This is a genomic window from Kocuria sp. KRD140 (assembly GCF_017168375.1).
GTDB classification, from domain to species: domain Bacteria; phylum Actinomycetota; class Actinomycetes; order Actinomycetales; family Micrococcaceae; genus Kocuria; species Kocuria marina.
In genome coordinates this window covers 35,881-53,374 of record NZ_JABFAW010000001.1, presented here as the reverse complement: position 1 = coordinate 53,374, position 17,494 = coordinate 35,881, and the positions used below count along the sequence as shown (strand labels likewise).

Below are 17,494 nucleotides of genomic sequence, written 5' to 3'. Positions count from 1 at the left end.
TCCTGCTTACGTGCCGCAGCGGGGCCTGAACCGATCCTCACGGCCGACCACCCGCTGCGGAGTTCCGTGGTGCCGGCCCACAAGCTTCTGATCGAAAGGCCCCCTTCCCATGAAGAATTTGCAGCGTCCCTCCGGAATGCCCGTCCACAAGTACACCCCGTACCACCACAACTTCCCGTTCGACATGTCCGACCGCACGTGGCCGGACAAGGTGGCCACCACGGCCCCGCGCTGGTGCGCCGTAGACCTGCGGGACGGCAACCAGGCGTTGATCGACCCCATGGACTCCGAGCGCAAACTGAAGATGTTCCAGTTGCTGGTGAAGATGGGCTACAAGGAGATCGAGGTGGGCTTCCCGTCCGCCTCGCAGACCGATTTCGACTTCGTGCGCACCCTGGTCGAGGACGACCTGATCCCGGAGGACGTCTCCATCCAGGTGCTCACGCAGTCCCGCGAGCACCTGATCGAGCGCACGTACGAGGCGATCGAGGGCGCACCGCACGCGATCGTGCACCTGTACAACTCCACGTCCACCCTGCAGCGACGCGTGGTCTTCGACCGCGACATGGACGGCATCGTGGACATCGCCCTGACCGGTGCCAGGTTGTGCCGCAAGTACGAGGAACAGCTCAAGCACACCGACGTCACGTACGAGTACTCCCCGGAGTCCTACACGGGCACCGAGCTCGAGTTCGCCGCGCGGATCTGCAACGAGGTCGCCGAGACCTTCGAGGTGGGTGACGGTCGCAAGATGATCATCAATCTGCCCGCGACCGTGGAGATGGCCACTCCCAACATCTACGCGGACTCGATCGAGTGGATGGGCCGGCACCTGTACCACCGCGACGACATCATCCTGTCGCTGCACCCCCACAACGACCGCGGGACCGGTGTGGCCGCCGCCGAGCTGGGCTACCTGGCCGGGGCGGACCGGATCGAGGGGTGCCTGTTCGGCAATGGCGAGCGCACCGGCAACGTGGACCTGGTGACCCTGGGGTTGAACCTGTTGACCCAGGGCGTTGACCCGCAGATCGACTTCTCGGACATCGAGGAGATCCGCCGCACGGTGGAGTACTGCAACCAGTTGCCCGTGCCCGAGCGCAGCCCGTACGGCGGTGACCTGGTCTTCACCGCGTTCTCCGGTTCGCACCAGGACGCGATCAAGAAGGGCTTCGAGGCCATGCAGCGGGACTCGCAGGAGCGGGGCGTGGACATCGATGACATGGAATGGGCCGTCCCGTACCTGCCGGTCGACCCCAAGGACGTGGGCCGCAGCTACGAGGCCGTGATCCGCGTGAACTCCCAGTCCGGCAAGGGTGGCGTGGCCTATCTGCTCAAGAGCGAGTACGGCATCGACCTGCCCCGCCGGGCCCAGATCGAGTTCTCCGGGGTCGTGCAGAAGTACACCGAAACCTCGGGCTCGGAGGTCACCGCGCAGCAATTGTGGAAGATCTTCACCGACGAGTACCTGCCCGCCAAGGACGGCGGCGGCGAGCTGTGGGGTCACTACCGCATCACGTCCATCTCCACCCATGCCGAGGACGAGGGCAACACGGTCCTGGAGATCGGCCTGGACGTGGGCGGCGAGCACCACGAGCGCACCGCGCACGGCACCGGGCCCATCGACGCGCTGATTCAGCTGTTCAACGCGGAGGGCGTGGACGTGCGCCTGCTGGACTACACAGAGCACACGCTGTCCGCGTCCGCGAACGCGCAGGCCGCGAGCTACGTGGAGCTCGCCGTGGGTGACCGCGTGCTGTGGGGTGCGGGGATGGACAACAACACCACGCGAGCGTCCCTGAAGGCCGTGATCTCCGCGGTCAACCGCGCCGTGCGTGACGCGCAGTTGGCCCAGCAGGACTGAGCGCGCTCCTTCCCTTCTCCGACGACTCCGCTGCGGGCACCCGGGTGCGCCGCAGCGGAGTCGTGTCCGGGGTAGGTGACACAATGACCCGATGGCCCGTTCAACCTTCGCATCGCGCAGCTATCGGGACGACGCCGTGGTGCTGCGCACATACGACCTCGGCGAAGCGGACCGGATCGTGATCCTGCTGACGGCCGAGAACGGCCAGGTCCGGGCGGTGGCCAAGGGTGTGCGGCGCACCAAGTCGCGGTTCGGTGCGCGCCTGGAACCCTTCCACGTGGCCCAGGTGCAGCTCGTGCACGGACGGAACCTGGACATCGTGTCGCAGGCCATCGGCAAACGGGCATACGGGCAGAGCATCGTGGCCGACTACGAAAAATACACCGCCGCGGCGGCCATGGTCGAGACCGCGGAGAAACTCACCGCGGACGACTACGACACCGCAGTCCAGCACTACCAGTTGCTCGTGGGAGCGCTGTCTGCCCTCGCGCGTGGTCTGCACGAGCCGGGGCGCATCCTGGACTCTTATCTGCTACGCGCCGTGGCCCTGGCCGGTTGGACGCCCAGTTTCGTGGACTGCGCACGGTGCGGGGCTCCCGGGCCTCATCGCTCGTTCTCCGCGGCCCTCGGCGGTGCGGTGTGTCCTCAGTGCCGTCCGCCGGGATCCGCCGCGCCCAGTGCGGCCACGTTCGTGCTGCTGGACGGGCTGCTGCGCGGGGACTGGTCCACGATCGACGCCGCCGGCACCAAGACCGCGCGCGCAGCTGCCGGGTTCGTGGCGGCGTACATCCAATGGCACATGGAGCGCACGGTGCGTTCCCTGGCCCTCGTGGATCGCGGGGACGGCTGAGGCGGGGAGTGCCCGCTACTCGGTGGGAAGTTCTAGGGTGGGGGAGGACCACCCCGTCGCTTCTCGAAAGGATCCCCGCATGAGCCGCTTCGCCCCGCCGCCGCCCCATCCCAGCGGTGCCACGGTGCCCGCCCTGGATCGCGATGCCATTCCCCGACATCTGGCCCTCGTGATGGACGGCAACGGCCGCTGGGCCAACGACCGCGGACTGCCGCGTACCGAGGGGCATCGGGAGGGTGAGCGAGCCCTCATGGAGGTCGTCGCGGGAGCCATCGACCTGGGGATCCCGTACGTGTCCGCGTACGCGTTCTCCACGGAGAACTGGAAACGGTCCCCAGCCGAGGTCGCGTTCCTCATGAACTTCACGGGGGACGTGATGTCCCGCCAGCTGCCCACGTTCAAGGAATGGGGGATCAAGGTGCGGTGGGCAGGGCGGCGCCCCCGCCTGTGGAAGTCCGTGATCAACCGACTGGAGACCGCGGAGCGCGAGACCCAGGACAACGATGTCATCACGCTGACCATGTGCGTGAACTACGGCGGTCGCGCGGAGATCGCCGACGCCGCGGTCGCGATGGCTCGGGACGTCCAGGAGGGGCGGCTCATGCCCGGGTCGATTACCGAGGACATGGTCCAGCGGTACTTGGATGAGCCCCAGTTACCGGACGTGGACCTGTTCCTGCGGTCCTCGGGAGAACAGCGGCTGTCCAATTTCATGCTGTGGCAGTCCGCATACGCGGAAATGATGTTCCTGGATATCCTGTGGCCGGACATGGACCGCCGTGTGCTGTGGCGTGCGGTAGAGGATTACGCTCACCGCAACCGACGATACGGGGGAGCGATGGATCAGATGGCCCCGGCCACGGGGGAGTAACCGCCGAATTGGGTCCTCAGTATTTAGAGTTTCAACTGAATATTGATACTTATAATTCGAGTTGAGATTGAGATTGTATGTAACCTGAACTCGTCTTCCCGTGGTATCAGCGCCCACTTGGCATACCCGCCGGTGATGCGCCCGAGGTGGTCCGGGAGCGGGCACCCCGTGTGAAAAACTGGCCACATGCGCGTGTACCCCGCTTTTTTCAATCTCGTTTTCTCCTGGATGGACCCGGAACTCGCCCACACCGTGGGGTTCGCGGGGATCAAGCTGGCCCGCCGTGTGGGCCTGGGGCGGGTGCTGCACCGCCTCACCCGCCCGGATCCGGGCAACGAGGTCCATGTCATGGGGCTCACCTTCCCGTCCCCATTCGGTCTGGCCGCGGGTTTCGACAAGGGCGCTACCGGTACCCACGCGTTGACGAACCTCGGCTTCGGCCACGTGGAGATCGGCACGGTCACGGGCCAGGGTCAGCCGGGCAATCCCCGTCCGCGGCTGTTCCGCCTGGTCGAGGACCGCGCCGTGATCAATCGTATGGGCTTCAACAACGACGGCGCGGAGGCCGTGGCCCCGCGAGTGGCCTCGGCACTGCAGAGCCTCGCCCAGGACGCCGCCCGTACGCATCGTGCGCGCCCCGTGGTGGGCGTCAACATCGGCAAGACCAAGGCCGTGGGTCTCGAGGACGCCACGGACGACTACGTGCGCAGCACCCGCGTGCTCGCCCCGTATGCGGACTACCTCGTGGTCAACGTTTCCTCCCCGAACACCCCCGGACTACGCCAACTCCAGGAGCTCGACGCGCTGCGACCGCTGTTGCGAGCCGTGCGGGAGGAAGCGGACCGGGTCACGTCGTGGCACGTGCCGCTGCTCGTCAAGATCGCCCCGGACCTCGCGGACCAGGACGTCCTTGCGGTCGCGGACCTGGCCCGGGACCTGGGGCTGGACGGCATCGTCGCGACAAACACCACGATCGTCCGCGACGGGCTCGGCCTGCGCAGCGACGCACAGGACGTGATCGCGTGTGGAGCCGGCGGACTCTCGGGGGCGCCCCTGCGGCGTCGTTCCCTCGAGGTGCTCAAGCTGTTGCGAGGTCACGTGGGGGAGGACCTCGTGCTCATCTCCGTGGGAGGGGCTACGAGCGCCCGGGACGTGATCGAGCGACTGGACGCCGGTGCTTCCCTGGTGCAGGGCTACACCGCGTTCCTGTACGAGGGGCCGTTCTGGGCGGCGCGGATCAACCGCGGCCTGCGCCGGGCCGCACGGCGCACCTCGCACTGAGGACCCACGGAAGTGATGGAACGAGGGGCCGGCCCACCATGGTGGGCCGGCCCCTCGCGGGTTCTGCGGGTGTTACTCGGGACGCTCGCCCCGGCGCACCTGCGGCTTGGGCAGGCGCATGCGGCGCATCGTAAAGGTACGCATCGCGGCGTACCAGCGGGTGCCGGGCTGGACGGTGCCGAACGTGCGGCGCAGTGCCGCGTGCAGTCGGTTGGACATGATGATCGCGTCGATCACGCACAGGATGATGTAGCCGTACACGACCCAGATCAGTGTGATGGCCACGGACTGCACCGGCAGGAACATCAGGACCAGGATCAACAGCAGGAAGATCAGCACGTACTCGCCGATGTTGAACCGTGAGTCCACCCAGTCCCGGGCGAAACGGCGCTGGGGCCCGGCGTCCCGCGGGCCCAGGTAGCGTTCGTCTCCGGCGGCCATGCCGGCCTGTGCCTGGGCGCGCCGTTCCCGTTCCGCGATCCTGGACTCGGCTTTGGCGGCCTTGCGGTCCTTCGGGATCAGGGGTCGGCGACGCGCGGCCTCCTGCTCCTTGCGGGTGGGGGTGGGGCGGCCCTTCTTGCCCTCGGGCGTCCTCCCGCCACCGGGCTGCCCCTGTCTCTTATACCCACCGGTTGGTGGGGACGGCGGGATCGGCCGTGGCGCGCGCGCCCACGGCGGTGGATCCCGAGGATTCAGCTGACTTCTTGCGTCGAAACACCCGACAAGCCTACCGGAGTGCCACGACGTCACCGCGCGCGTGACAGGAGGCAACCGAACGGGCTCGCCACGGTGCGCGCCGAGCTCCCGCCGTTAGGCTGGGCCCATGGCTACTGACTTCACACGTCCCAGCTCCGACACCGTCGACGCCCTCCGGGCGAGCGTGGACGGTTCCCGGGACATCTTGCTGGAAGAACTCGGCTCCCTCGTGGCGATCCCCGGCATCGCGTGGGACTCGTTCGACGCCGCCGACCTCGAGCGCAGTGCCGAGGCTGTGGCCGGTCTGCTCCGGGGCCTGCCTTTCGACAGCGTGGAGATCCTGCGCGAGCCCCTCGGGGACGCTCCGGGGCACCCCGCCGTCGTCGCTCGCAAGGCCGCGGCACCCGGGTACCCCACGATCCTGTTGTACGCCCATCACGACGTCCAACCCCCGGGCAAGCGCGAACTGTGGAACACCGAGCCGTTCGAGGCCGTGGAGAAGGACGGTCGGCTCTGGGGTCGCGGCGCGGCCGACGACAAGGCCGGCGTTATGGTGCACGTGGGCGCGCTGCGCGCGTTCTTCGAGCGCATCGGCGAGCAATCGGGCCTGGGTGTGACCGTGTTTATCGAGGGCGAGGAGGAGGCCGGTTCGCCCGGCTTCGAGGACTTCCTGGCCGCGCACCGGGACAAGCTCGCCGCGGACGTCATCGTGATCGCGGACTCCGCGAACTGGGAAGTGGGCGTCCCGGCACTCACGACGAGCCTGCGCGGCGTCGTCGGAGGGATCGTAGAGGTCAGCGTGCTGGACCACTCGGTGCACTCCGGCATGTTCGGCGGGCCCGTTCTGGACGCACCCACGCTGCTGTCGCGACTGATCGCGACCCTGCACGACGACGACGGCGCCGTGGCCGTCGCGGGGCTGCTGAGCGAGGACGACACGGACGTGGACTACGACGAGGACCGCTTCCGCGCGGACGCCGGCGTGTTGGACAGTGTGCAACTTGCCGGGCGCGGCTCGATCTCGTCGCGGCTGTGGACCCAGCCGGCGCTGTCCGTTACGGGGATCGACGTCACCGATGTCGCGACCGCCTCCAACACCATCGCGGCCACCGCGCGCGCCAAGCTGAGCCTGCGGATTGCTCCTGGCCAGGACGAGCGGGAAGCGGGGGAGGCGCTGCGCAAGCACGTGGAGGACAACGCCCCGTTCGGCGCGCACGTGAGCTTCGCGCTCGAGGAGACCGGCCCCGCCTTCCGTGCGGACACCGGCGCCGTGAGCTCGCAGATCGCCCTGTGGGCTTTCGAACAGGCGTGGGGACGTCCGGCCGTCACGGCGGGGATGGGCGGATCCATCCCCTTCACCGCGACCCTCATCCGGGCGTACCCTGAGGCACAGATCCTGATCACTGGTATCGAGGACCCGGACACCCGGGCCCACAGCGCCAACGAATCCCTGCACATCGGGGACTTCCTGCACGCCGTCACCGCCGAGGCCCTCGTGCTCGCGGCGCTGGCCCAACAGGGAGAGCGCAGCGCGGAATGATTCCCCGCGCCGGCGCGTTCCACCAGGCAGAAGGGATCCACCGAACCCGGGGTCGCAACCCCGCGTCGCACAGAAAGTGAGCACCATGAGCGTCACCACCGACAACGAGACCACCCAGGACACGCCCACCCACGAGGTCCTGCTCACGGACACCGCGGCCCAGAAGGTCCGCGACCTGCTCGAGCAGGAGGGGCGCACCGACCTGCGGCTGCGCGTCGCCGTGCAGCCGGGCGGCTGCTCCGGTCTGATCTACCAGCTGTATTTCGACGAGCGCGTCCTCGACGGCGACCACGTCCGCGGCTTCGACGGCGTGGAGGTCATCGTGGACAAGATGAGCGTCCCGTACCTGAGCGGGTCCACCGTGGACTTCGAGGACTCCATCTCTAAGCAGGGCTTCTCGATCGACAACCCCAACGCGCAGGGCTCATGCGCGTGCGGTGACTCCTTCCACTGATCGACCGCACCGAACAGGGGTGCGTTCGGATCCTCAGAGGGTCCGTGCGCACCCCTTTTTCGTGCCCGCTCGAGGGGCTCATCGGTGCACGCAGGGGAGGGGATCGGCGGGGTCTGCGGACGGCCCCGCTCGCGACACGGCGTGCTGACACAGTGTCAGCGGATCCGGGGGCGGAGGGGTAAGCTTCCTAGGGAGAACCATCCACGGGCAACGCGTCCATTGTGCCCACGCGCAGGACCGATGCGGAACCCACACACACAAAGAGGAAGGGCCGTCTGTGAGTTCGCAAACTCGAACCGGCAGCCGCCGCGGCCGAGCGCTCAAGGCCTCGGCAGTGGCAGTCCTGGCGACGATCTCGCTCACCGCTTGCTCGGAGCAATCGAAGCTGGGCTTCTTGCCCACCGAACGGGGCACCACCGACAACGCCGATCAGGTCATCGACTTGTGGATCGGATCGTGGATCGCGGCGCTCGGCGTGGGTCTCGTGGTGTGGGGTCTGATGCTCTGGTGCATGGTCGCCTACCGGCGTCGTAAGAACGAGACCGGCTACCCCCGCCAGCTCGCGTACAACGCCCCGCTGGAGATCTTCTACACGATCGTCCCGATCGCCCTGATCGTGACCCTCTTCTTTTTCTCGTTCCGCGCACAAACGGCCATCACGGACCGCTTCGAGAACCCGGACGTCAAGATCCAGGTGTACGGCAAGCAGTGGGCGTGGGACTTCAACTACCTGGACGACAACGTCCACTACCAGGGCATCCAGGCGCACCTCACGGGCGAGCCCGGCGTCGAGGAAACCCTGCCCACCCTGTACCTGCCGGCCAACAGCAAGGTCGAGCTGGAGATCACGTCCCGCGACGTTATCCACTCGTTCTGGGTGCCCGCCTTCCTTGAGAAGATCGACATGATCCCGGATCGCACCAACTACATGAGCTTCACCACCGGCCGCGAGGGTACTTTCGCCGGCAAGTGCGCTGAGCTGTGCGGTGAGTACCACTCCGAGATGCTCTTCAACGTAGCCGTCGTGAGCCAGCAGGAGTACGACGCCCAGATGCAGCGCCTGCGCGACGAAGGCAACACGGGCATCCTCGGGGACGAGTACAACCGCAACCCGAACCTCAACGAAACGTCCAACAACTAGGGGATAGGCAATGTCTACGCTCGAATATTCGCGGGACGACGCGGCCACGACCGCACCCCGCGTTGTCCCACGGTCCAAGGGCCGGGTGATCGTCAACTGGCTCACCTCGACCGACCACAAGACCATCGGGTACATGTACCTGATCTCGTCCTTCATTTTCTTCTGCGCCGGTGGCGTGATGGCTCTGCTGATCCGCGCCGAGCTCTTCCAGCCGGGCATGCAGATCCTCGAGACCAAGGAACAGTACAACCAGCTGTTCACCATGCACGGCACCATCATGCTGCTGATGTTCGGCACCCCGCTGTTCATCGGTTTCGCCAACGTGATCGTGCCCCTACAGCTCGGTGCGCCGGACGTGGCCTTCCCCCGTCTGAACGCCCTCGCGTTCTGGTTCTTCCTCTTCGGCTCGCTCATCGCGGTATCCGGGTTCGTCTCCCCGCAGGGCGCGGCCTCCTTCGGATGGTTCGCCTACGCGCCACTGAACAGCACGACATTCAGTCCGGGCGTTGGTGGTGACCTATGGGTCTTCGGCCTGGGCCTGCAGGGCTTCGGCACCATCATGGGTGGCGTGAACTTCATCACGACCATCGTGTGCATGCGTGCGCCGGGTATGACCATGTGGCGCATGTCCATCTTCACCTGGACCACGCTGATCACCTCCATGCTGATCATCATGATCTTCCCGCCGCTGGCCTCCGCCCTGTTCGCGCTGGGTATGGACCGGCGACTCGGCGGCCACGTGTTCGACGCCGAGAACGGTGGCGCCATCCTGTGGCAGCACCTGTTCTGGTTCTTCGGTCACCCCGAGGTCTACGTGTTGGCCCTGCCGTTCTTCGGCATCGTCTCGGAGATCATCCCGGTGTTCTCCCGCAAGCCGATCTTCGGGTACAAGGGTCTCGTCTTCGCGACCATCGCAATCGCGGCGCTGTCCGTGACCGTGTGGGCGCACCACATGTACGTGACCGGCGCGGTGGCCCTGGGCTTTTTCTCCTTCATGACCATGATGATCGCGGTGCCCACCGGCGTGAAGTTCTTCAACTGGATTGGCACCATGTGGCAGGGGTCGCTGACGTTCGAGACGCCCATCCTGTGGGTCCTCGGCTTCCTCTTCACCTTCCTGTTCGGTGGTCTCACGGGCATTATCCTGGCGACGCCGCCGCTCGACTTCCACGTCTCCGACACCTACTTCGTGGTGGCGCACTTCCACTACGTGATCTTCGGAACCATCGTGTTCGGCATGTTCGCGGGCTTCTACTTCTGGTGGCCCAAGTTCACCGGCAAGATGCTCAACGAGCGGATCGGCAAGATCCACTTCTGGCTGCTGTTCGTGGGCTTCCACATGACGTTCCTGATCCAGCACTGGCTGGGTGTGGACGGCATGCCGCGTCGATACGCCGACTACCTGCCCGAGGACGGGTTCACCTGGATGAACCAGTTCTCGACCATCGGCTCCATGCTGCTGGGCGTGTCCATGATCCCGTTCTTCTGGAACGTGTACACCACCCACCGCAACGCCAAGAAGGTGGAAGTGGACGACCCGTGGGGCTTCGGTGGTTCCCTCGAGTGGGCCACCTCCTGCCCGCCCCCGCGTCACAACTTCACCTCGTTGCCTCGGATCCGTTCCGAGCGCCCCGCGCTGGATCTCCACCACCCGGAGCTCTCGGCGTTCTCCAGCCAGCAATATGAGGCCGACACCCCCCTGGTGGGCGGCACCGGAAGGAACGGACGATGAGCGCAACTATCAAGACGTTCCTGCTGCTTGGTGTGTTCTGCACCGTGGTGGGCCTGGTCTACGGATTCGTCACCGAGTTCCAGGAACTCGCCGGGTTCCCCGCACTGTTGGCCGTGGCCGCGATGAGCTTCATGCTCGTGGTCTACCTCTGGCTCGTGCAGCGGTCCACCGGGGGCACGCTCCCGGAGGACCGCGAGGACGGTGAGATCGTGGAGATGTCCGGTGACTACGGGGCCTTCTCCCCGTGGAGCTGGTGGCCCCTGCTGCTCGGCATCGGCTCGGCGCTGTTCGTGACGGCGCTGGCGGTCGGCTGGTGGATCATCGGCCTGGCGGTCCCGGTGGCCGCTCTCGGTCTGCTGGGCCTGGTCTTCGAGCACTCCCGCGGGGAGCACGCTCACTGATCCGCATCCGCTGACCATACGACGAGGCCCGCACCATCATGGGATGGTGCGGGCCTCGTCGTATGTCCCACCGGGGAAGGGTTCACGATCAGCCGCGCCCCTCATGAACGGGGATCGGGCATCCACACCCGCGTCGTGGAGCCTTCGGGGTAGTAATGGCCGGCGGGGATGCTCTGGAGCTCCACGAGCATTCCCCATGGTGCCTTGACGTAGACCGCCCCGTTGCCCTCGGAGTCCTCGTACCGCCTGTTCTCGTGCACCTCGCTGAGGGCCTGACCACCAGCCGTCACGAGGCACGCTAGCGCGGAGTCGATGTCGTCGCAGTAGAAGCACATGTAGTTCAACCCCAGATCTGTCAGACCGGCCTCGGCGCTCTGCTGGCCGCTGATCTCGAAGACCTCCAGGTTGGGACCGTTGCCGATGCGGATCATGCGTTGCTTGTGGATCGCCGCGCCCTCGGGTAGGCCAAGTTGACGCTCGACCTCCACCCTCGGCGTGGTTCGTCGTCCGCGGTCAGGCCGTCGTACACGACCCCGGCACCGAGTCTGTCGACGATGAACCGGGTGGCGGCGTCGAGATCGGGCGCGGTGACGCCGATGTGCTGGATACCGCGCGGAAGCAGAGATGAACTCATCACGACATCGAGATGGACCATGTGCCCGGGCTATGCTGCACGGATCCGTCGCGGCGGCCGCCGCAGGTCGTCCCCGTGCGGGGTGCGGTCGCGCAGGCGGGAAATCCCCAGGCGGGCCAGCCACCGACCCACGGTGCGCAGGTGCATCTGGTGCCCGAGATCCAGCAGGTGACGGTGGATGCGCCGGGCCGAGCTGGCAGCTGCCTCGGTCCCGGCCACCACCGCGGTCTGCTGGCTCAGTGCATCGAGGATCTCATTCGTGAGGGGCTCGGCCAGCCTGGGTGCGTGCTTCTTGAGCCTGGCCCGCACGTGCCCGCCACCGGCCGCGGCCAGTGTGGCCGGGGTCGGGTAGCGGCTGAGCAGGTCGGCTACCGCCGGGTGGGTGACCCGTGGCCCCAAGACCCGTTCCAGGGCCGGGTGGATCTGGGGGAGCATCCCGCGCAGCCGGTTGGAGGTGGCGGTGATCTGGGCGGCCAGGTCATCCAGGATCGCGCAGCCGGGCCTCGTCGTTGGGCAGTGCCCTGTCGTAGACCGTCTTCCCGGCCGCGGTCACGGCGTGGTGGTCGGACTCGCCGACGTCGAGGCCGAAGAACACCGCCGGTTGTGGTTGCTCTGACAGGGCCGAGTCCCTTGTCCTCCGCTGCTGCACGAGCATGCTGGCCGACCGGTGAGCACCCCTCCATCCTGCTGGACGAAAGGGCCACGAAGAAGGTCACGGGGGCTCTCTTGCCCACAGTGGCGGCGGCCACCATCTAGCGGGGATGAGGCTGACGCTTCGGCTGACACCGTGTCATGGGTTAAATGGTTCCATGGAACCCATGCGGAAACTTGCAGGGGAAGGGGGAGCAATGGCCCACGGGCTCGCGTTGGTAGGCCTGCCGGAGCTCGAGTTGCACGGCATGTCGGAAGCGGTACGGGACGAAACCGAGATCCCGGGGGCAGTGGCTCGCCTTCTCGAGCGGTTGAACGGCCAGGGCGCCATCGAATCGCGGGATGTGCATCTCTGCTATGACGGAACGAGCGACAGGACGCTGATTCGGGTCACAGCGGCCGTCGGAGAGCCGATGACGGGTACTCGCCCCGTGACCTTACCGGGGGCCGGAACGGCAGCTGTCATTCGGTTCGGGGAGCGGCCGGTCAATACCGGGGACGCATGGCTCATGGTGGACACGGCACTTCGAGGCAAGGGGCTCACCGCCGTGGGACCGTATCGTCAGACCATCCATGGGGACGGGAACGTCACCCTTGCCGTGCCCGTCAGCTCCGGGACGCCGCGTACGGAGGCCGAGGCCAGCGCATAGAACAGTGACCAGCCGGCTCCGGGCTGGAGGCATAGGAAAGGGCCCGTTCGGATTATGTGATCCGAACGGGCCCTCCCGATCAGCGATCGAGTCAGCTGGGCCCGGGGCCTACTTCTCGATCTGTGCGCTGTGCGAGCCGGCGCCGACGCTGGCGGGCTCGGCGTGGTGATGACCGTGAGCCGCTTCCAGCTCGGCGGGCGTCACGGGGGCCACACGGTCCTCGAAGAAGATCCGGCTCAGACTGCCGCGCATCTTCTCACTCGCCGTGACCTTGCCCTTGGCATTGGCACGAGCGGGTTGGACCTCGCGGTCCTCGAAGTTCACGAGCTTGTAGCGACGGTATTCATCCAGGGGCTCGTGGACCTCCACGAACTCACCGTGGGGCAGGGCCTGGATGCGGCCCGACTCGCGGCCGTGGAGCACGATCTCCCGGTCCTTGCGCTGCAGGGACAGGCAGAAGCGGCGGGTGATGATGAACGCCAGGATGGGGCCCAGGAAGTACAGGGCTCGCAGCCAGTAGATGACGTCGTTCACGGCCACGTGGAAGTGGGTGGCGATGAGGTCGCCGCTGGCCGCGATCATCTGGATGGCGTAGAAGGTGACGCCGGCGGCGCCCACGGCGGTGCGGAACGGCGCGTTACGCGGACGGTCCAGGATGTTGTGCACGCGGTTGTCGCGGGTCACCCAACGCTCGATCCACGGCCACGCGAACATGACACCGAACATCAGGGCCATGGGGATCAGCGGCAACAGAATGGCCAGCGGAACCGCCAGACCGAAGATGTTGACCTCCCACGAGAAGGGCCAGTGACCGGGCATCAGGCGCAGACCGCCGTCGGAGAAGCCCATGTACCAGTCGGGCTGGGAGCCAGCCTGCACGGGGGAGGGATCGTAGGGACCGTAGTTCCAGATCGCGTTGATCGTGGTGGTCGCGGCGATGGCGGCCAGGATGCCGAACACGATGAAGAAGAATCCACCCGCTTTCGCGGCGTAAATGGGACCCACGGGGAAACCCACCACGTTGTCCTCGGTGCGACCCGGACCGGGGAACTGGGTGTGCTTGTGGACCACGACCATGAACAGGTGGATCACGATCATCATGAGGATCAACGCGGGGATGATCAGCACGTGCACGATGTAGAGGCGACCGATGATCGCGTGGCCGGGGAACTCGCCACCGAACATGAACATGGAGATGTAGGTACCCACGATCGGGACGGCCTTGGCGATCGCGTCCGCGATGCGCAGACCGTTACCGGAGAGCACGTCGTCGGGGAGCGAGTAGCCGGAGAAGCCGGCCACGATCGCCAAGATGAAGAGCACGCAACCCACGACCCAGTTCAGCTCACGCGGGCGGCGGAACGCGCCGGTGAAGAACACACGCAGCATGTGCACGGACAGCGCCATGACGAACAGCAGCGCGGACCAGTGGTGCAGCTGCCGCAGGAAGAGGCCGCCGCGGATGTCGAACGAGATGTGCAGGGTGGAGGCGTACGCCCCGGACATCTCGACACCCTGCATGGGGACGTAGCTGCCGTTGTAGGGCAAGGACGTCATGGTGGGGTCGAACCAGAACGCCAGGAAGGTGCCGGACAGCAACAGGATGATGAAGCTGTAGAGGGCGACCTCACCGAACATGAAGGACCAGTGGTCGGGGAAGACCTTACGGCCGAACTCCTTGACCATCGCGGAGGCGCCCACGCGCGTGTCCACGAAGTTGGCGATCCGGCCCGTGGTGGTCGTGGGGCGGTATTCGAAGTCTGTTGATGTGGACATTAGTTCGCCTCATCCTGCATGTCTTGGACGGCGAGATCGCGCTGCGAGTAGGTCGGTCCCACGGGCTCGTGGAAGTCGCTACGGGCAACGAGGTAGCCGTCGGAATCAACGGTAATGGGCAGCTGCGGCAGGGGGCGGGATGCCGGGCCGAAGATGACCTCGCACTCGTTCGTGAGGTCGAACGTGGACTGGTGGCACGGGCACAGCAGGTGGTGCGTGTGCTGCTCGTACAGGGCGATCGGGCAACCCACGTGCGTGCAGACCTTGGAGTAGGCGAAGATGCCGTCCACGTTCCAGTCACTGCGCTCGGGGGAGACGTTGACGTCCTCCGGGGCCAGTCGCATGAGCAGGACCACGGCCTTGGCCTTCTCGTCCAGGTAGCCCTCTTCGTGGCTCAGGCTGCTGAGGTTCTCCGGGACCACGTGGAACGCGGAACCGAGAGTCACGTCGGACGCCTTGATGGGGGTACCGGAGGGGTCGCGTACCAGGCGCACGCCCTCGTCCCACATGGTGTGGCGCAGGACCTTGAGGTCGGTGGGACCGAGGTCCTTGAGCAGACCCACGAAGGGGAGGGGCATGAGCACTGCGGCGCCGATCAGCGTGTTGCGCAGCAGCGGGCGGCGCCGCACACCGGACTCGTCGTAGATGGTGTTCAGGATGCCCTGCGCCTCGGCGCGGTCCTCTTCCGGGCGCAGGTCGTGGCGCATCTCCACGATCTCGTGGTCCGGCATGAGGGTACGGGCCCAGTGGACCACCCCGATACCGATGCCGAACATGCCGAGGGCGATGCCGAGGCCCAACAGCAGGTTCTGCAACCGCAGCTGCGCGGTGGGCTCGGTGTTGACGGCGTCGTACAGAGGACCGTCCACGCGGATACCGAAGTACGCCACGAAGAACAGGATGGATCCAATGATGGAGATCAGGAACAGCAGGACCACCTGGTGTTCAGCTCGCTTCGCGGCCTTGGGATCTACGTCCGTCACGCGGGGGCGGTGCGGTGGAAGCCCCGGGTTGGGGAAGTTTTCCGTGCCCGTTCCGTCCGAGGTGACAACCGCCCCGCTCTTGTGGGGAGTGCCGTCACGATGGTCGCCCATGTGGTCCCTCATTCTTCTCTTGGTGCTGTGAATACTGTTTCGGGTGCCGGTGGGTACCGGCGGGGCGCTCTCAGGCGGAGCGCGAGGTCAGCCACACGGTGAAGCCGATGACGATCACCAGGCCGATGGTCCAGATGAACAGGCCCTCGGCCACGGGGCCCAGGGAGCCGAGGCTGAAGCCACCCACGTTGGTGTTGTTGTCGAGGGTCTTCAGATACGTGATGACGTCCCGCTTCTCCTCGGGGGTGATGTTGGCGTCGTTGAACACCGGCATGTTCTGCGGGCCGGTCTGCATGGCCTCGTAGATGTGCTTTTCGCTCACGCCCATGAGGGAGGGGGCGAACTTGCCGCGGGTCAGGGCACCGCCCTGGCCAGCGGCGTTGTGGCACATGGCGCAGTTGGCCAGGAACACCTTGGCGCCGTTGGCGGAGTTGCCCTCGCTGATGTCGAGGTACTCCTCCTCGGGGACGGCGGGGCCGGCACCCAGGGAAGCCACGTACGCGGAGAGCTGCTTGGTCTGTTCGTCGTTGAACTGCTGCGGCTTGACCTGCGCCTGGGGGCCCTGCATCTGCATGGGCATACGGCCGGTCCCCACCTGGAAGTCGACGGAGGAAGCGCCCACGCCGATCAGGGAGGGACCGGTGTTGGTGCCCTGGGCCTGCATGCCGTGGCACGTGGAGCAGTTGGACATGAAGAGCTTCTGCCCCTCCTCGACGTCCTGAGCCGAGTACGTGGTGGTGTCGGCCTTGGCTTCATTGGTGGTTGTGGCAACTGCGTAGAGTCCACCGGTCAGAAGCAAAGCCATGACCAACAGCGCGAGGGCTGCCATGGGATGGCGGCGCTTTTGTGAGAGTGCCTTCACGTCAAACGTTCCTTTTACTCGGTTCTAGAACTTGGATGGGCGAACGGTCCTGGGGGCCTACTTGATGAAGTAGACCAGCACGAACAGGACGATCCAGACCACGTCGACGAAGTGCCAGTAGTAGGACACCACGATGGCCGAGGTGGCCTCGTAGTGACCGAAGCGCTTGGCAACGAAGGCGCGGCCCATGATGAAGAGGAATGCGATCAGGCCACCGGTCACGTGCAGGGCGTGGAAACCGGTGGTGATGTAGAAGGCGGAGCCGTAGGCGTTCGCAGCGATCGTGACGCCTTCGGAAACGAGAGCGACGTACTCGTAGACCTGCACGGACACGAACACGGCGCCCATGAGGAAGGTCAGGGCGAACCACTCGGTCATGCCCCACTTGGTGAACTGGAGGATGCCGCCGGTGCGCCGGGGCTGGAGCCGCTCGGCGGCGAAGACGCCGAACTGGCACGTGACGGAGCTCAGCACCAGGACGATGGTGTTGGCCAACGCCATGGGCACGTTGAGCAGCTGTGTGTTCTCGTGCCAGACCTCCGGGGAGGTGGCGCGCAGAGTGAAGTACATGGCGAAGAGTCCGGCGAAGAACATCACTTCGGAGGACAACCACACGATGGTGCCCACGGATGTGAGGTTGGGGCGAGTGATGGTCGCGCCCACCGGTTTGGCTGGGGTATGAGTCGCAGTTGTCACAGAGACATTATGTCGCCAAAACTCCTGGCGAACCAACCACCACGGCCTCCGCAGCGCATCGTGTCGCGTCCTCGAGGTGTGATCTGGACAACCCTCCCGTCCGCCGGCCCCCGCCTGCCACCGCACTGCGTCACGCGGAGTGACGGCGCGATAGAGTCGAAGCCGTGACTACCTCGAACGCCTCCCGCACGAACAACCACTGGCCAGACGTGTTGACGAGCTTGTCCCGCGGCGAGGACCTGTCATGGGACCAGTCCTACTGGGCCATGGACAACATCATGGCGGGCGAGGTCCCCGACAC

16 protein-coding genes and 2 pseudogenes are annotated in these 17,494 nt (G+C 66.2%); 11 read left to right on the top strand and 7 right to left on the bottom strand.

What is annotated here, in order from left to right; all coding sequences use genetic code 11:
- Positions 1-109 precede the first annotated feature (109 nt).
- The 4 genes from leuA to J1M36_RS00190 all read left to right on the top strand — a co-directional run bounded on the left by leuA (position 110) and on the right by J1M36_RS00190 (position 4,866).
- Entirely contained in the window at positions 110-1,864 is a 1,755-nt protein-coding gene (leuA, locus tag J1M36_RS00205) for a 2-isopropylmalate synthase (RefSeq protein WP_144931862.1), read from the top strand.
- Positions 1,865-1,955: 91 nt separating this feature from the next.
- Positions 1,956-2,714, top strand: coding sequence for a DNA repair protein RecO (recO, locus tag J1M36_RS00200; RefSeq protein ID WP_206478253.1), 759 nt, complete (start codon positions 1,956-1,958; stop codon positions 2,712-2,714).
- A 79-nt stretch (positions 2,715-2,793) separates the two neighbouring features.
- The gene (locus J1M36_RS00195) at positions 2,794-3,585 is read left to right on the top strand and encodes an isoprenyl transferase (RefSeq protein ID WP_064845845.1); all 792 of its coding nucleotides are present in this window, start codon (positions 2,794-2,796) and stop codon (positions 3,583-3,585) included.
- A gap of 186 nt (positions 3,586-3,771) precedes the next feature.
- Entirely contained in the window at positions 3,772-4,866 is a 1,095-nt protein-coding gene (locus J1M36_RS00190; RefSeq protein ID WP_206478252.1) for a quinone-dependent dihydroorotate dehydrogenase, read from the top strand.
- Between the two features lie 72 nt (positions 4,867-4,938).
- Here J1M36_RS00190 and J1M36_RS00185 read toward each other — a convergent pair whose 3' ends face one another.
- Positions 4,939-5,616, bottom strand: a complete 678-nt coding sequence (locus tag J1M36_RS00185; protein WP_342358257.1) for a DUF3043 domain-containing protein — start codon at positions 5,614-5,616, stop codon at positions 4,939-4,941.
- Positions 5,617-5,689: 73 nt separating this feature from the next.
- Between J1M36_RS00185 and J1M36_RS00180 the strand changes: the two genes are divergently transcribed.
- The 5 genes from J1M36_RS00180 to J1M36_RS00160 all read left to right on the top strand — a co-directional run bounded on the left by J1M36_RS00180 (position 5,690) and on the right by J1M36_RS00160 (position 10,830).
- Positions 5,690-7,102: a dipeptidase gene (locus tag J1M36_RS00180; RefSeq protein WP_206478251.1), complete on the top strand. Its 1,413-nt coding sequence runs from the start codon at positions 5,690-5,692 to the stop codon at positions 7,100-7,102.
- Between the two features lie 85 nt (positions 7,103-7,187).
- Positions 7,188-7,556 (top strand): iron-sulfur cluster assembly accessory protein, encoded by a 369-nt coding sequence (locus J1M36_RS00175; protein WP_167318504.1) that lies wholly within the window; start codon positions 7,188-7,190, stop codon positions 7,554-7,556.
- 277 nt (positions 7,557-7,833) lie between these two features.
- Positions 7,834-8,697: a cytochrome c oxidase subunit II gene (gene coxB, locus J1M36_RS00170; protein WP_206478250.1), complete on the top strand. Its 864-nt coding sequence runs from the start codon at positions 7,834-7,836 to the stop codon at positions 8,695-8,697.
- 10 nt (positions 8,698-8,707) lie between these two features.
- Positions 8,708-10,429 (top strand): cytochrome c oxidase subunit I, encoded by a 1,722-nt coding sequence (gene ctaD, locus J1M36_RS00165; protein ID WP_206478249.1) that lies wholly within the window; start codon positions 8,708-8,710, stop codon positions 10,427-10,429.
- Complete coding sequence (locus tag J1M36_RS00160; protein WP_064845200.1) at positions 10,426-10,830, top strand: cytochrome c oxidase subunit 4; 405 nt, start codon at positions 10,426-10,428, stop codon at positions 10,828-10,830. The genes ctaD and J1M36_RS00160 overlap by 4 nt, the downstream gene beginning before the upstream one ends.
- A gap of 101 nt (positions 10,831-10,931) precedes the next feature.
- On the opposite strand, the gene J1M36_RS00155 is transcribed toward J1M36_RS00160, so the two are convergent.
- Complete coding sequence (locus tag J1M36_RS00155) at positions 10,932-11,318, bottom strand: hypothetical protein (RefSeq protein ID WP_206478248.1); 387 nt, start codon at positions 11,316-11,318, stop codon at positions 10,932-10,934.
- Between the two features lie 344 nt (positions 11,319-11,662).
- Positions 11,663-12,119: pseudogene (locus J1M36_RS00150) on the bottom strand (IS110 family transposase); the annotation flags it as partial.
- Positions 12,120-12,312: 193 nt separating this feature from the next.
- Between J1M36_RS00150 and J1M36_RS00145 the strand changes: the two are divergent.
- Positions 12,313-12,765 (top strand): hypothetical protein, encoded by a 453-nt coding sequence (locus J1M36_RS00145; protein WP_206478247.1) that lies wholly within the window; start codon positions 12,313-12,315, stop codon positions 12,763-12,765.
- Positions 12,766-12,873: 108 nt separating this feature from the next.
- Here the strand turns inward: J1M36_RS00145 and J1M36_RS00140 are convergent, their stop codons facing one another.
- The 4 genes from J1M36_RS00140 to J1M36_RS00125 are packed head-to-tail and all read right to left on the bottom strand — an operon-like array spanning position 12,874 to position 17,193.
- Entirely contained in the window at positions 12,874-14,541 is a 1,668-nt protein-coding gene (locus tag J1M36_RS00140; protein ID WP_064845196.1) for a ubiquinol-cytochrome c reductase cytochrome b subunit, read from the bottom strand.
- Entirely contained in the window at positions 14,541-15,647 is a 1,107-nt protein-coding gene (locus J1M36_RS00135) for a Rieske 2Fe-2S domain-containing protein (RefSeq protein ID WP_369334586.1), read from the bottom strand. The genes J1M36_RS00140 and J1M36_RS00135 overlap by 1 nt, the downstream gene beginning before the upstream one ends.
- Before the next feature lie 58 nt (positions 15,648-15,705).
- On the bottom strand, positions 15,706-16,497 hold the full coding sequence (locus tag J1M36_RS00130; protein WP_064845195.1) for a c-type cytochrome: 792 nt from the start codon (positions 16,495-16,497) through the stop codon (positions 15,706-15,708).
- A 57-nt stretch (positions 16,498-16,554) separates the two neighbouring features.
- Entirely contained in the window at positions 16,555-17,193 is a 639-nt protein-coding gene (locus J1M36_RS00125; RefSeq protein ID WP_064845194.1) for a heme-copper oxidase subunit III, read from the bottom strand.
- Positions 17,194-17,357: 164 nt separating this feature from the next.
- On the opposite strand from J1M36_RS00125, the pseudogene J1M36_RS13055 reads away from it, so the two are divergent.
- Positions 17,358-17,494, top strand: a pseudogene (locus J1M36_RS13055) (anthranilate phosphoribosyltransferase); the annotation flags it as partial.